Origin of the sequence: Eggerthella guodeyinii, from assembly GCF_009834925.2 — a bacterium.
GTDB classification, from domain to species: Bacteria; Actinomycetota; Coriobacteriia; order Coriobacteriales; family Eggerthellaceae; genus Eggerthella; species Eggerthella guodeyinii.
Genome location: NZ_CP063310.1, coordinates 1404143 through 1418862 on the forward strand (window position 1 = coordinate 1404143; position 14720 = coordinate 1418862).

Genomic DNA, 14720 nt, shown 5'->3' on the forward strand with positions numbered 1-14720 from the left:
GGCCGTCCGCGTTGACGGAGCGCTTTCCAATCGTGGATATCCGTCTGGGAAGTTCTGCTACAATGAGGGAAACGGCAGGCGGACGACGAAGCGAGAGGAGCGTGAACCGATGAGCAAAGGCGTGACCTGTCCCGCATGCGGAGCGGTCGGTTTGGACGTGTGTCGCTACGAGTCCATGATGGTGGTGCGCGCCGATCTGGCGCTGTTCACGCTGCGTTGCCCGCACTGCGACGCCACCGTGTCCAGCATGCAGCCCATCCCGCCGCAGCTGCGCGAGGAGGTGCGGTTCGCCGCGCTCGAAGTGGGCGCCGGCATGGGTCTCGAATAAACGCGGTTCCGTCGGCTCAGGCAGGCGGAACCGTTTTCTGTGCGGCTCGAACTACGATCAGAGGCCCGCGCCCGGCGCGGGCGATGAAGGAACGACATGCTCAACGACATCTACCAATCCATCGATCCCATCTTGTTCTCGTTCGGGCCGTTCGTCGTGCGCTGGTACGGCGTCGCCTATGTGCTGGGCTTCGTCTTCGCCGGCCTCGTCATCTGGCGCGTCGCGCGCCGCTGGCGCGTGCGCGTGGACGCGGACTCGCTGCTCACCATCATGTTCTGCGTCATCATCGGCGTCATCGTGGGCGGGCGGCTCGGCTACGTGCTGTTCTACGGCGAGGGGTACTACTTCCAGCACCCCGAGCTGATCCTCGCGTTCAACCAGGGCGGCATGAGCTTCCACGGCGGCCTGATCGGCGCGCTGCTGGCGGGCATCGTGGCGGCGAGATTCACCCACATCCCGTACCTCACGCTGGCCGACCTAGGCTGCATCGGCGCGCCGCTCGGCCTCCTGTTCGGCCGCTGCGCGAACTTCATCAACGGCGAGCTGTGGGGCGCGCCCACCGACGCGGCCTGGGGCGTGGTGTTCGGCGGCGCCGCGGGCACGATGCCGCGCCACCCGTCGCAGCTCTACGAGGCGTTTCTCGAGGGCATCGTCATCTTCGCCGTGCTGTACCTGCTGTCGCGCCGCACGCCGCCGCGTCCGCGCGGCACGTTCCTCGGCCTGTTCCTCATCATGTACGGATGCTTCCGCTTCCTCGTCGAGTTCGTGCGCGAGCCCGACGCGCAGCTGGGCTACCTGTGGGGCGGCTGGCTCACGATGGGGCAGCTGTTGTCGGTGCCGCTGATCCTCGTGGGGGTGGGCGTGCTCGTTTATGCGCTTGTCGTGAAAAAGCCCCAAGAGGGTCTTCCCGAAATGCAACAATCTGAGTAACATTTAACGCGAACCGAGCGGTGCTCGCGCCATCCGGCCTCCGGCGCGGACGGACGCGCGCTTGGTTACGGTTCGGCGGCAACCGCCCCTGCGGTAACGGTTTGCACGCCGGACGAAGCTAAACTGGCAACAGAACAGATTGACTGCAAGTTTCACCAGACGACGAAGGGGGACCTACCATGGATCTCAAGTTCTACAAGTGCATGCATTGCGGCAACATCGCCATCAAGCCGTTCGACTCGGGCGTTCCGCTGGTGTGCTGCGGCGAGCAGATGGCCGAGCTCACCGCCAACACGACCGATGCCGCGGTGGAGAAGCACGTGCCCGTCGTGCGCGTCGACGGCGCGAACGTGCACGTCGAGGTGGGCAGCACGCTGCACCCCATGACCCCGGAGCACTTCATCACGTTCATCTGCCTCGTCACGAAGAACGGCTACCAGATCGTCGAGCTCACGCCCGAGGACGCCCCCGTGGCCGACTTCGCCATCGCCGAGGGCGACGAGGCCCTCAAGGTGTACGAGTACTGCAACATCCACGGCCTCTGGGTCGCCGAGGTGTAGGCAGCCGCTTTGAAGCGCGAAGCGCCCGTCCCGATCGTCGGGGCGGGCGCTTTTTCGTCTCGCGACCGGGCGGTTCGCCCGCCCCTCCGCCGGTCTGCGACGGATGTTTCACGTGAAACATCCGTTCTTGTTTCTCGCTGCCCCTGGGCCGCGCCGCCCCCTCCCCGTCAGTACAGGACGGGGTTCTCCTCGAGCAGCAGCCTCTGCACCTCGCCGCGGTTCGCGATCTCGAGGTGCGTCCTCGTCTTGCAGGCGATGCCCTGCTCTTTGAGCGATTTCAGCAGCTTGTTGCACGTGGCGTAGTGGATCTCCAGCAGCCCGGATATCTCGTCGACGATGAGGTTGCAGGGGATGCGGTACACGCCGTCGGGGTCGGGCGCGTTCGCCTCGCACAGCTTCTCCAGCCACAGCAGCATGCGGCGGCTCGTGGACTGCTGGTTCGCGGAGTCCAGGCGGTGACCCAGCTGCGCCATCGTCATGTGCAGCGCGTGCATCACGTCGTCGTAGAACGCGTCGTCGGCGTGCATGAGGGCGCGCACCTGGGCGCGCGTGAAGCTGACGAGCACGGTGTTGCGCACCGCCCTGAACGTGAGCCGGCTCGAACCGAGCGACATATAGCCCGGCAGCCCCGCGATGGCCGCGTCCCCGGCGCCGCGCACGTAGAAGTAGCTCAGTTTGCGCCCGTCGGCGCGGCTGAGGCCCACCTCCATCGCCCCGGCCTGCACGTAGAACAGGTAGGGGTCGTCGGGCGCCTCGCAGGTGGCGTCGTGCTCCTCCTCGCGGAACAGCTTGAGCACGGTGCCCTGATCGAGGTACCGGTCGAAATCCATCTTGCGATGCAGCGATGACGTGAGCAGGATCGACGTCTCGTCGTTGTGTCCCTTTTGGCCCCTCAGCCTCATGGGTCCCCCTTTGCCTGATGCGTCCATCCCCTTGTCGGACGCGTTTCTTTCAGATGGTAGTGTGCCACAACTGCGCCCGGATCGAAAGATGCCGGCGCGTCGGCGCGCGGTCTCGTTGAATGCTTGTCTCAGAACATTGCCGGTCGGGAATAACCATCCGCGCGCACGCGCGGGCCGCCCCTGCGCGAAAAAGACGGTGCGCGCCGATACCCTGCGCCTACAGTCGAACCGCGTCTTCCCGTAGAGTTTCCACGGGGGACGAGCGGGCGGATACCGCTCGTCGAAGAACGAGAAACGAAGGAGGGATCGCATGAAGAAGAAGGGAAAGCTGGCGGCATCGGCGCTGTGCCTGGTGGCCGCCGTCGGGCTCATGGCGGCATGCGCGCCGCAGGGGTCCGGGTCGACGCAGGGGGCCGACAAGCCCGCCCCCATCACGGCCGACGATCTGGGCCGCATCGGCAACGACATCGGCTATGCCGACGACGGGGGCACGTACCTCGAGAACTACGCCGAATACGCCGAGAAGCTGAAGTACGCCGACAAGGTGGCCAAGAACGCCGAGGACAACCAGCCGGCGCAGTACACCGACCAGTTCGGATTCACCACGCAACCCGTGCCGGTCGACCCGAAGGGCTGGAACGTCACGTACCTCGACGCCGACAACCGCGGCTGCCTGTCGTGCCACGAGAGCATCGAGGACGTGGTGATGAGCCTGCCCACGAAGCACAACGTGTACGCCATGGGCTATCCCACGCAGCTGACGGTGGCGAACTGCCTGGGCTGCCACCGCAACGCCGGGTTCGGCAACATCCAGCTCGTGGAGACGCTGCACGGCATCCACAACGGCAACGCTAAGTTCTCGGGCATGAACGGCAGCTGCGACTCGTGCCACTACATCGACGAGAACAGCGAGTTCAACCTGTGGGATTACGCCAAGTACGACCTGTACAAAGGCATCACGGACGTGAAGGCCGACGATGCGAAGCTCGGCTTGAGCTACGACCAGGACACCGTGTCCGACAACGACCAGCTGTTCTTCGAGTCGCTGAACAACGAGCCGTCCGAGTGGCGCACCGACACCGACCCGGCGGTGGCCGACGCATGGATGCTGACCATCGGCGGCGACGTGGAGAACCCCCTCGAGATGACGGTCACCGAGCTCAAGGAGAAGTTCGGCACCAAGAGCTTCGTGCAGAAGCAGGGCTGCATCGAGAACGCCACGGCCAACGCGTGGATCTACCAGGCCGAGCTGACCGGCGTGTCCATGAAGGACGTCATCGACTACGTAAAGCCGGCCGGCGGCACCACCAACATCGAGGTGACGTCCGAGGACGGCTACAACATGGTGGCACCCTCGTTCGAGTCGATCAACGTGGAGGACTGCCTGCTGGTCACCGAGATCAACGGCCAGCCGCTGCCCGCGAGCCAGGGCTACCCGGTGACGCTCGCCGTGCCGCGCAACTCCGCCGCCTCCTACATCAAGGCCATCATGACCATCGACTTCGTCAACGATCCCGAGTTCGAGGACGAGGAGGGCGTGGACACGCCGCTCGATCCGCACACCGGCCTGATGCAGGGCAAGCCGAACAGCGCCATCCTCAACTACCCCGACGGCGTGGTGCTCGACGGCCAGGCCGGCAAGGAACTGACCATCGAGGGCTTCGCCGACGCTTACGACGAGCCCATCGCGAAGGTGGAGTACTCGCTCGACCACGGCAAGACCTGGACGACGCTCGAGACGCCCGGCAACGACCCGACGCGCTGGACGTACTGGCGCATGACGTACATGCCGGCCGAGGCGGGGTCGTACCTCCTGAAGGTGCGCACCACCTCGACGCAGCCCGACGGCTCCGAGCGCGTGTCGTCGCGCGACACCAACTTCCTGTTCAACGTCAAGTAGATCGGAGATGAGCATGCAAGATTACAAGAAAGGCCTGCTGGCCGGCACGATGATCGCCTCCTTGACGCTGAGCGGGGCGGGCACGGCCTTCGCGGCCGACGGCGCGCCGGCATCCGACCAGAGCGCTTCTCCCGCGGCGGCCGTCGAGGCGCCCGCCGGCACCGCCGTCGCCTCGCCGCTGGTCAGCGCATCGGCCGCAGCGGGGACGTTCTCGTACGACCAGACCGAGCTCACGCTGAACAGCGTCATCAAGGACGTGTTCCAGCGGGCGACGTCGGCGCTGTGCGGCGCCACCGACGACCTCGTCGTCGCGAACCCGCTCGAATGGAAGCTCGCCGTGACCGGCGAGGTGGACAACGCGTTCACCGCCCCGGTGGACGAGCTGGCGTCCGAGAACAGCGTCAAGCAGGTGATGACGTGCACCTGCGGCGGGAATCCGGCCGACGGCAAGGCCATCATCACCGCCGACGTGAAGGGCATCCCCGTCTCGCACCTGCTCGACCGCGCCGAAGCGCGCGACGGCGTGAACACGGTGACGTTCGTGTCGAGCGACGGCACCGAGCTGGCTATGCCCATCAGCTACGTGGTGGGCCGCCACGGCGTGCTGTCCTACGAGATCAACGACGAGGACCTGTCGGCCTCGGTGGGCGGCAACAACCAGCTGTGGATGACGCGCACGCCGGCCAACTACTTCGTGCGCGACGTGGTGGAGGTGCGCGTGACGCGCGAGGAGGAGCCGCCCGCGAGCCCGGGCGAGGACATGACGTACCCCAACAGCCCCAACGTGGGCGTGCTGGCGGCATCCGTCTCGTAAGGCGAAGGGGGATTCCATGATCGCGCCGCAGGAGCTGGCCGTAGGCCAGACCGTCACGTTCGAAGGATACGCCGACGACTACGGCACGCGCATCGTCGCGCTGCAGTTCTCGCTCGACGGGGGCCGTACGTGGTGCACGCACGACGTGTCCGACGCGTCGGCCGACCTCTGGGTGCACTGGACGTACGCGTTCACGCCGGAGCATGCCGGCAGCTACCGGCTGCGCGTGCGGTCGATGAACGAGGAGGGCCGCACGAGCCCCGCTTCGGCGGTGGCCGACTTCCTCGTCGCGTAAGCGCACGCGCGTGCGGACGCGCGTCCGAAAGGCGCAGGCGGGCCCCGAAGGATGCTTCGGGGCCCGTTGCCGTTTCGGGGCGCCTCCTGCGAGCGGCTCGGCGCGCGTCGCCGTTCGGGGCGGCGCGACGGTCGCGAGCGCTTTGCGGATCGCGCCGGGTGCGTCGCTTTCGCTCGGCTGGGCGATACTGCGCGCGGAACGGGTCGGGTGGACAAAAAGCCGACTTTTCTTTATCTTGAAAACTGCCCTTTTTGTCCATGATGCGGCAGGTCAGGTATCGAAGAGGCGATCCTGCGGGAGCGTCTTCGGATCGGAGCCGCCTGCGGTGCGTTGCGGTTGTGTGCAGACTCGCCGGATTGGGGCGATGCGGCGCGGGCGCGCGGCGGTTTCACGGTATCATGCGATCATGGAACAGGCGCGATCGAGGAGGAGCATGGCCAGACGCACGAAGATCGTTTGCACGCTGGGGCCGGCCGTGGACGACGAAGCCGCCTTGCGCGAGCTGCTGTCCGCCGGCATGGACGTGGCGCGCTTCAACTTCTCGCACGGCTCGCACGACGAGCATCGTGCGCGCATGGACCTGCTGAAGCGCGTGCGCCGCGACCTCGACTCGCCGTGCGCCATCCTGCTGGACACCCGCGGCCCCGAGATCCGCACGGGCGCGCTGGCGGGCGGACGGCCCGTGGAGCTGCGCGCAGGCGACCCGCTCGTGCTCACCGAACGCGCGGTGGAGGGCACGGCCCAGCTGGTCGCGCAAACCTGCGCGGGGCTGGCGCGCGCCGTCGAGCCCGGCGGGGCCATCCTGCTGGACGACGGGCTCATCGAGCTCGCGGTGGACGCCGTCGAGGGCTCCGACATCCGCTGCACCGTGCGCAACAGCGGGCTTCTGGGCGAGCGCAAGTCCGTCAACCTGCCCGACACGAGCGTGCCGCTGCCGGTGATGACCGACCAGGATCGCGCCGACCTCGTCTTCGGCATCGAGCAGGACGTCGACTTCGTGGCGGCGTCGTTCGTGCGCAGCGCCGAGGGCGTGCGCCAGCTGCGGCGCTTCCTCGACGAGCACGGCGGCGCGGACGTGGGCCTCATCGCGAAGATCGAGTGCGCCGAGGCGGTGGAGAACTTCGAGGCCATCATCGAGGCGGCCGACGGCGTGATGGTGGCGCGCGGCGATTTGGGCGTGGAGGTGCCGGCGTACAAGGTGCCGCACATCCAGAAGGAGATCATCCGTGCGTCGAACCGCGCATCGAAGCCGGTGATCACGGCCACCCAGATGCTCGATTCCATGATACGCAACCCGCGCCCCACGCGCGCCGAGGTGGGGGACGTGGCGAACGCCATCTACGACGGTACCGACGCGGTGATGCTGTCGGGCGAGACCGCGAGCGGAGCCTACCCGGTGGAGGCCGTGCGCATGATGGCGCGCATCGCCGAGTCGAGCGAGCCCTACCTGTTCGACGAGCACGCGCCCGACCGCAGCCGCGACCGCGCGCGGGTGGCGCTGGCCGTGGGGCTGGCCGCCGTGCAGACGGCCGAGAACGTGGGGGCCGCCTGCATCGTGGCGCCCACGATGTCGGGCCGCACGGCGCGCCTCATGTCGAACCTGCGGCCGCGGGTGCCCATCTACGTGGTCACGCCGTTTCCGCGCGTCATGCGCCAGCAGCAGCTCAACTGGGGCGTGACGCCCATGCTCGGCGACGTGCAGGGCGATATGCGCCACGTCATCGAGCAGGCCCACGACGCCGTGCTCGAGCACGGGCTCGTTCAGCCGGGGCAGCTGGCGGTGTTCACGGCGGGCGATCCGTCCACGAGCCCCACCATCGGCGAGCCGGGCGCCGGCGCGGTGGCCGCCACCAACGTGATGTACGTCGTGCAGATCCGCACCGACGAGAACGACGACTGACGAACTACGGACAAGGAGTTGATCATGGGTTTCTTCGATAACGCGCAGGAAGTGCTCGACCGCGGCGTGTCGGCGGCGAAGGGCGCCGTCTCGGGCGTGGCCGTGGAGCAGCAGGCGTTCGTGAAAGGGTTCGCGCGCCTATGCAGCGACGGCGCGGGCCAGGGCTGGCACGAGAGCAACGGCGGCAACGCGTCGTATCGGCTCACGCCGGAGGACGTGGCGTCCAGCCGCTCGTTCTTCTACGACAACCCCAGCTCGTGGGTGCCGCTGGGCGTGCAGGCCGCCAACCTGGGCGGCGAGTTCTTCCTGGTGACGGCTGCGGGCGCGCACATGCGCAACGTGGCGCTCGACCCCGACGCGGGCGCGGGCATCGTGGAGGTCAACGCCGCAGGCGACGCGTGGCGCATCGTGTGGGGCTTCAAGAACGGCGGCGTGCCCACGAGCGAGTTCCCCAGCCATGCGGCCATCCAGTCGGTGCGCAAGGAGGTCGCCGGCAACGCGGGCCGGGTGCTGTATCATGCGCACCCCGCGCACGTGGTGGCGCTGACGAACGTGCTGCCGCTCGACGCGCGCACGTTCACGCGCGCGCTGTGGAAGATGCTGATGGAGAGCATGATCGCGTTCCCGAAGGGCATCGGCGTGGTGCCGTGGATGGTGCCGGGCGGCCCCGAGATCGCCGACGCCACGGCCGATGCGATGCGCACGTACGACGCGTGCGTGTGGGCGCACCACGGCCTGTTCTGCGCAGGCCCCGACTTCGACGCCACGTTCGGGCTGGCGCACACCATCGACAAGGCGGCGACCATCTACGCCCAGGCCCGCGCGATGAACGGCGGCAGCGACCGGTTCGCCAGCGCCATCCCCGACGAGGGCCTGCGCGGCATCGCCGCCGCCTACAACCTCCCGGTGAACGAGGCGTTCCTGTAGGAGGCGAGGGAAGGGATTTCCTGAGAAATCGCGTGCGTTCGCCGGGCGGCTGTGCTATAGTACAAAAGCTTGTCTTCGCCTTGGTCGGAAACCAAGGCCCGTAAAGGAGAACCATAATGAAACAGGGTATTCATCCGGAATACGTGGAGTGCACGGTCAAGTGCAGCTGCGGCAACACGTTCACGACGCGTTCGACGAAGCCTGAGCTGAAGATCGACATCTGCAACGTGTGCCATCCGTTCTACACCGGCCAGCAGCGTTTCGTCGACACCGGTGGACGCGTCCAGCGCTTCGCCGACAAGTTCGGTGCCGCGGCGAAGGAATCCGTGGCCGAGCGCGAGGCCGCCAAGAAGGCCGCGCGTGCCGCTGCCGTCGCCGAGGCCGAGGCCAAGAAGAAGGCCGAGCGCGACGCGAAGGCCGCCGAGAAGGCCAAGCGCGCCGCGGAGTTCGCCAAGAAGTCCGAGGCCGATGCCAAGAAGGCCGCTGAGGTCGAGGCTGCCGCCGAGACCGCCGTCGAGGCTACGGCTGAGGAAGCCGCCGCCGTCGACGCCCTCGTCGAGGAGGCTCCTGCCGCCGAATAGCGCATCTGCGCCGCTTCTGCTGCAAGCAAGACGAACGCCCGGTCGATGACCGGGCGTTCGTGCGTTTCGGGGTGAGGGCGCGTGGTGATGTGCCGCTCGGGGCTGGACTACCCCTCCTCGATGAACTCCTCGCCGCGCAGCAGCTCCACCTCGAGGAGGTCGCCCTCGTCCCATCCCGCTTCGCCGAGGGGCGAGACGCGCTGGGCATTCGACGTCATGCACGCGGCCAGCTCTCCGGCTTTGAAGTTGAGGAAGTGCGCCACGTAGCCCTCGTCGTCGCGCGTCAGGCGCACGCGGGCGATGTTCGCCATCTTGGGGATGCTCGTCTTCGCGGCGTCCGCCCGCGCCCGCACGACGGGGCGGCGGTGCGGCGGAATTCCCAGGATGCGCGCCGTGATCGCCTGCAGGCACCATTCGGAGCCGAAGTAGGCGGCCATGGTGGGGCCGGGGAGGTCGACGACCGGCTTGCCGTCCACCACGGCCATCATGAGCGGCCGCCCCGGTACGGCGGCGATGTAGTGGTGCACCACCCGCCCGCGCCGCTCGATCAGCCTCACGTTGAAATCCTCCTCGCCGAGGGCCGAGCCCCCGTTGACCACCACGACGTCGGCGGTGGCGAGCGCCGCCTCGAAGGCGCGCTCGAGCTCGGCAGGATCGTCGTGCACGAGGGGGAACACCACGGGCTCGGCGCCGTACTCGATGAGGAGGTGCTTGCACATGAGGCTGTTCGTGTCCACGTTCTGCCCGCGCCGCGGCTTGATGCCGGCGGGCACGAGCTCGCTGCCCGTGGGGATGAACGCCACGCGCGGCCTGACGCGCACGGGCACCATCGTGGCGCCGCCCATGGCGAGTGCGGCCAGGTCGGTGGGGCGGATGACGCTGCCGGCGCTCATGAGCGGCTCGCCCGCGCGCAGCGTGGAACCTGACGCCCGCACGCCCGAACCGGGCTCGACCGTCACGTCGTCGTCGAGCACCACCGAGCCGTCCTCCTGAACGGCCGCCTTCTCGATCATCACCACGGCGTCGAACGCGTCGGGGAAGTCGTCGCCGGTGTCGGCGCGCACGTAGTCCGCGCCGGGCTTCCAGCCGCTCGTGTCGGGCAGGCCGTTCGCGAAGGCCGCCGACTTCACCGCGATGCCGTCGAACGACGAGGCGCGCACCACCGGCAGCGTGTTCGCGGACACGAGGTCCTCGGCGAGCACGCGCCCGACCGCGTCGTCGAGCGCGACGTGCTCGACGCGCCGCACCGGCTCCCATGCGGCGAAGAAGTCGGCGAGCGCCTCCTCCCGCGAGGGGAAGCCGTCCATGATCTTCTCTCCCATATGCATCTCCTAGGTCGGTTTTCCACGATGATAGCAGGAAAGCCCGGCGCGCGCCGGGCTTTCCGCAGGGGTGCGATCGGGTCGCAGGACGAGGCGCTAGGCCTTGGGCTGCGCGTTCGCGGCGATCTCGTCGAACTCGGATTCGCTCAGGTCGTACCCGTAGAACGTCTTGAAGTAGCCGGCCACCGTCTCGTACAGGTCGTTATCGTACTGCTCGGGGTACAGCAGGCGCGGCAGCCACTGCATGCCCAGCACCTGGTTCACCGTCGGAGGGCTGTTCAGCCAGTTCCACGGCGTGTTAGGCACCTCGTAGTACGTGCCGGACTTGACGGCGTCGAGGTCGGCGAAGGCGGCGTCGGAGCCCACCGTGTCGTAGATGCTGTTCTCGGCGAACAGGATGACCTGCGGGTTCCACAGCGCCAGCTGCTCCATGCTGATCTCCACGCCGGCGCCGCTGCCGGACACCTCGCCCAGCTCAGCCACGTTGTTGGCCACGAGGTCGACCACCTGGCCCTGGTAGGAGTCCTTCGCGATGGTGTTCGTGCCCTTGTCGCCCAGCAGGTAGGCCACGTTCGCGCGCTCGGACTCGGGGATCTTGTCCATGACCGACACGGTCTCGTCGTAGGCGGCCTTGCAGTAGTCGGACAGCTCCTTGCCGCGGTCCTCCATGCCCAGCAGCTCGCCCAGCATCTCGTAGGCTGCGCCGTAGTCTTCCATCTTCGTCTCGATGACCACCACGGGGATGCCCAGCTGCTCCTGCAGCGTGTCGAGGTCCTCCTTGATGCCGTCCTTGAGCTCGCCGGTGTCGATGAGGATCTGCGCGCCGGAGGCGGCGACCGCTTCCTTGTTGAGGTCGCCCTTCGCGCCGAAGGCGGCGCCGGTCACGGGCAGCTCGGCGTAGTCGGAGCCCAGGTACTTCGCCTGATCGGCGGTGAGCTCCTGCGAGACGGTCACCATCTTCTCCGGCGCCATCGTCAGCAGGATCTGCGTGGCGGTGTGGCCGGCCGGGGCGATGCGGTCGATCTGCGCGGGCACTTCGACGGTGCGCCCGGCCGAGTCGGTGAACGTGCGCGTCTCGTTCTGCGTCGCCTGATCGGTCTGCGCCGCGCCGTCCGTGCTTGCGGGCGCGTCCTGCGACGGGGTCTGCGAGCATCCGTTCAGCGCGAACGCCAGCCCCAGGCACAGCATGCCCGCGACCAGCAGGCGCCGTGCCCGCAGCGTGTTCTTTGCGGTAATCCCTCCCATAGATTCTTCCTTTCGTCAACCTCTGTTGCCTTGCTTCTAACGCTCTATCTCGCGTACAGGCACGCACACGCGCACCTTGTCGCCGTATAGGGAATTGACCTCCACGTCCACGTCGTAGATGGTGCTGACCAGCTCCTTGGTGATGACGTCTTTGGGGTCGCCGAACGCGTGCACGCGGCCCTCGTTGATGACGAGCGTCTGGTCTGCGTACAAAAACGCCTGGTCGGGTTGGTGCGTCGATTGGACGATGCTCATGCCCTCGCGGGCGAGCTGACGCACGGTGGACAGCACGCGCACCGTGTTGCCGTAGTCGAGCGCGCTCGTGGGCTCGTCCATGATGATGGTGCGCGCATTCTGCGCGATGGCGCGCGCGATGAGCACGAGCTGCCGTTCGCCGCCCGATATCTGCGTGTAGGGGCGATGGCCCAGATGCGCGATGCCCACGCGCTCGAGCGCGTCCCAGGCGCGGTCGACGTGCATGCGCTTGGGCGTGGAGAACAGCCCGATGCCGCCGCCGGCGCTCATGAGCACCACGTCGAGCACGTCGTAGGCGTAGGTGGACGAATGCGACTGGGGGATGTAGGCGATCTCGCTCGCGCGCTCGCGGATGGATATCGTGCGCAGGTCCTTCCCGTTCACGCGGATGCTTCCCGTCCAGCCGTTGTTGAGGCACAGGATGCAGCGGAACAGCGTCGACTTGCCCACGCCGTTGGGCCCCAGCACGTTCACGAGCGTGTTGTCGGGAATGCGGAAGCTCAGGTCGCGCAGCACGTGGTGGCTGCCGTACGAGAAGTTGAGGTGTTCGACGTCGATGCTCACAGCTCCTGCTTCCTCCTGGTGATGAGATACAGGAAGAACGGCGCTCCGACGAAGGCGGTCAGGATGCCGATGGGTATCTCGGACGTGGCCACGAGGCGCGCCACGTCGTCGACGATGAGCAGGAAGCTGGCCCCCATGAGCATGCTCGCGGGCAGCAGCTTGCGGTAGTCGCAGCCGACGATCATGCGCGCGAAGTGGGGGATGACGAGGCCCACCCAGCCGATCATGCCCGAGATGGACACGCTGGCGGCGGTGACGAGCGTGGCGGCCATGATGACGATGAGCCGCACGCGGCGCGCGTTCACGCCCATGGTGGAGGCCTCGTCGTCGCCCATGGTGAGCACGTTGATGCGCCAGCGCAGGGCGAACAGCACCGCGAGGCCGATCGCGATGGGGCCCAGGGAAAAGGCCATGTCGCTCCACTTCGCGCCGGTGAGGCTGCCCATGAGCCAGTACGTGATGGCGGCCAGCTGGTCGGTGGGGTCGGCGATGAGCTTCGTGAACGAGACGCCCGCCTGGAACAGCGAGCTGACCATGACGCCCGCCAGCACCACGATGAGCAGGTGGTTGCCCTTCGCGCGGGTGCCGATGGCCAGCACCAGCAGCACGGCGGCGATGGAACAGGCGAACGCGAAGACGGAGATGCTGAGCGAGCCGAGCCCCAGCAGGATGGCCACCGCGGCGCCGAACGCGGCGCCCTGCGAGGCGCCGAGGATGTCGGGGGAGACGAGCGGGTTCTGGAAGGTGCCCTGGTAGGCGGCGCCGGCGGCCGCCAGGCTGCAGCCCACCATGAGCGCGAGCGCGATGCGCGGCAGGCGCACCTGGAAGAACAGCGTCTCCTGTTGGGACGTCCAGAACGGGTCGATGGGGAAGGCGAGGTTGGCCAGCATGCCGACGGCCTCGATGGGGGTGATGGGGTAGCGCCCGAGCATGAGCGAGGCGAGCGTGCTCACCACGACGAGCACGCCGAGCGCGATCAGGATGAGCGTGCCGCGCCGCGCGTTGCGGCGGGACGCGCATCGGGCCTCCGCCTCGCCGTCGCGCGTCCGAGGGGGTACCCCCTCGGTGCTGCTGATGCTTCCGGCATCAGCAGCACCTCCCATCCCCTCGTCTAACGTTTCTTCAATAGCTTCTATTGCTCTCGTCCCCCATGATGTGCAATCGAGAATAATACTGGGAGCAATATATACTAAAACACAATTATTATCAATTGAATACAATAAAGGCGGCAACGCAGGGCGGTTCCGTACAGATGTTTCACGTGAAACATCTGTACGGGTATTCGGACGGGGAGCGGAGGCTAGGCGCGCTCGCGCGCGACGAAGGTCATCTGCAACGCCTCGCCGAAGAACTGGCCGGCGCCGTTCTGCACGGCGAAGCGCGCCTTCTCCGGATCGGCCACCACGCTGCCGGCCAGCGCGTCGGCGCCCTGCTCGAACAGGGAGGGCGTCATGATCACGCTGGGGCCCACGAACACGGTGGTCGCGTTCTTCGCGAGCTCCAGCAGGCGCGGCGCGGTCTTGTTGATGAGGGTGACGCCGGTGATGAAGGCGAAGTCGGTGCCGGGCAGCACGTACTCGCACGCGGGGTCGGGCGTGTCGAGCTCCTGGGTGCAGTTCCGCTCGAGCACCGTGAGGTCGGCGTAGGCGGCGATGCGGTCGACGTGGGGGAAGTGGCCGATCACCGTGACGCGCCTGCCCGCGGAGCGCTCGATGCGCGGGCGGTACAGCTCGAACGCGTCCATCTTGCGGACGGTGCCGTCGGGCAGCTCGACGGGCTCGTCGTAGGTTGCCCCGAGCGGGTCGAGCAGCTCCTTGCGCGCGTAGTAGGCGTTGAGCGCCGCCACGCCCAGCGTGGCCTCCTCGAAGCACCACGACTTCGCCAGCTCGGCCATCGCGCGCAGCGGCACGCCGCGCAGGTCCTGCTTGCAGGCGCGCTTGGCGCCGCCCTTGCAGGTGAAGCTCACGCCCATGCCGCAGTCGGCCTCGACGTAGGACCAATGCGTTCCCAGGCAGTAGTCGCGCACGACGAGATCGTCGGGAATGCCCCCGATCAGACGGTTGTACAGCTTCCACGGGGTGGCGTCGTCGTACGTTCCGGGGAAGCTGATGACGCGGTTCTCGGGAGATTCCATGGCGGGCCTCTCTTCTCGGGGCGGCGCCCGTCCACGGCGCCGCCGCTCTTCGCTGTGCGATAG

Annotated in this window: 15 protein-coding genes; 9 read left to right on the forward strand and 6 right to left on the reverse strand. The window is 67.6% G+C overall.

Features of this window, described 5'->3' with window-relative positions; all coding sequences use genetic code 11:
- Nucleotides 1–109: 109 nt before the first annotated feature.
- The 3 genes from GS424_RS05665 (at nt 110) to GS424_RS05675 (ending at nt 1818) form a co-directional block, all read left to right on the forward strand.
- Nucleotides 110–328, forward strand: a complete 219-nt coding sequence (locus GS424_RS05665) for a UDP-N-acetylmuramoylalanyl-D-glutamate--2,6-diaminopimelate ligase (protein ID WP_154334169.1) — start codon at nt 110–112, stop codon at nt 326–328.
- Between the two features lie 96 nt (nt 329–424).
- Complete coding sequence (gene lgt, locus GS424_RS05670; protein ID WP_154334168.1) at nt 425–1258, forward strand: prolipoprotein diacylglyceryl transferase; 834 nt, start codon at nt 425–427, stop codon at nt 1256–1258.
- 179 nt (nt 1259–1437) lie between these two features.
- Nucleotides 1438–1818 (forward strand): desulfoferrodoxin family protein, encoded by a 381-nt coding sequence (locus GS424_RS05675; protein WP_154334167.1) that lies wholly within the window; start codon nt 1438–1440, stop codon nt 1816–1818.
- A gap of 167 nt (nt 1819–1985) precedes the next feature.
- On the opposite strand, the gene GS424_RS05680 is transcribed toward GS424_RS05675, so the two are convergent.
- The gene (locus tag GS424_RS05680) at nt 1986–2720 is read right to left on the reverse strand and encodes a Crp/Fnr family transcriptional regulator (RefSeq protein ID WP_160943046.1); all 735 of its coding nucleotides are present in this window, start codon (nt 2718–2720) and stop codon (nt 1986–1988) included.
- Between the two features lie 310 nt (nt 2721–3030).
- Between GS424_RS05680 and GS424_RS05685 the strand changes: the two genes are divergently transcribed.
- From GS424_RS05685 to rpmE, 6 genes are all read left to right on the forward strand, one after another.
- Nucleotides 3031–4620, forward strand: coding sequence for a molybdopterin-dependent oxidoreductase (locus tag GS424_RS05685; RefSeq protein WP_160943045.1), 1590 nt, complete (start codon nt 3031–3033; stop codon nt 4618–4620).
- Between the two features lie 13 nt (nt 4621–4633).
- Nucleotides 4634–5434: a molybdopterin-dependent oxidoreductase gene (locus tag GS424_RS05690; RefSeq protein ID WP_244977684.1), complete on the forward strand. Its 801-nt coding sequence runs from the start codon at nt 4634–4636 to the stop codon at nt 5432–5434.
- 16 nt (nt 5435–5450) lie between these two features.
- Nucleotides 5451–5729, forward strand: a complete 279-nt coding sequence (locus GS424_RS05695; RefSeq protein ID WP_160943043.1) for a molybdopterin-binding protein — start codon at nt 5451–5453, stop codon at nt 5727–5729.
- 433 nt (nt 5730–6162) lie between these two features.
- Nucleotides 6163–7629, forward strand: coding sequence for a pyruvate kinase (gene pyk, locus GS424_RS05700; RefSeq protein WP_160943042.1), 1467 nt, complete (start codon nt 6163–6165; stop codon nt 7627–7629).
- 24 nt (nt 7630–7653) lie between these two features.
- Nucleotides 7654–8556, forward strand: a complete 903-nt coding sequence (rhaD, locus tag GS424_RS05705; RefSeq protein WP_160943041.1) for a rhamnulose-1-phosphate aldolase — start codon at nt 7654–7656, stop codon at nt 8554–8556.
- 116 nt (nt 8557–8672) lie between these two features.
- Nucleotides 8673–9137, forward strand: a complete 465-nt coding sequence (gene rpmE, locus GS424_RS05710) for a 50S ribosomal protein L31 (protein ID WP_154334162.1) — start codon at nt 8673–8675, stop codon at nt 9135–9137.
- 107 nt (nt 9138–9244) lie between these two features.
- Here the strand turns inward: rpmE and GS424_RS05715 are convergent, their stop codons facing one another.
- From GS424_RS05715 to GS424_RS05735, 5 genes are all read right to left on the reverse strand, one after another.
- Nucleotides 9245–10459 carry a molybdopterin molybdotransferase MoeA gene (locus GS424_RS05715; RefSeq protein ID WP_160943040.1) on the reverse strand — a complete coding sequence of 405 codons (1215 nt, stop codon included), beginning with the start codon at nt 10457–10459 and terminating at the stop codon, nt 9245–9247.
- Nucleotides 10460–10555: 96 nt separating this feature from the next.
- Nucleotides 10556–11704, reverse strand: a complete 1149-nt coding sequence (locus tag GS424_RS05720) for an ABC transporter substrate-binding protein (RefSeq protein WP_160943039.1) — start codon at nt 11702–11704, stop codon at nt 10556–10558.
- A gap of 36 nt (nt 11705–11740) precedes the next feature.
- Complete coding sequence (locus GS424_RS05725) at nt 11741–12523, reverse strand: ABC transporter ATP-binding protein (protein ID WP_160943038.1); 783 nt, start codon at nt 12521–12523, stop codon at nt 11741–11743.
- Nucleotides 12520–13626 (reverse strand): FecCD family ABC transporter permease, encoded by a 1107-nt coding sequence (locus GS424_RS05730; RefSeq protein WP_160943037.1) that lies wholly within the window; start codon nt 13624–13626, stop codon nt 12520–12522. Before GS424_RS05730 ends, GS424_RS05725 begins: the two co-directional genes overlap by 4 nt.
- Before the next feature lie 197 nt (nt 13627–13823).
- Nucleotides 13824–14657, reverse strand: coding sequence for a DUF364 domain-containing protein (locus tag GS424_RS05735; RefSeq protein WP_160943036.1), 834 nt, complete (start codon nt 14655–14657; stop codon nt 13824–13826).
- Between the last annotated feature and the right edge of the window lie 63 nt (nt 14658–14720).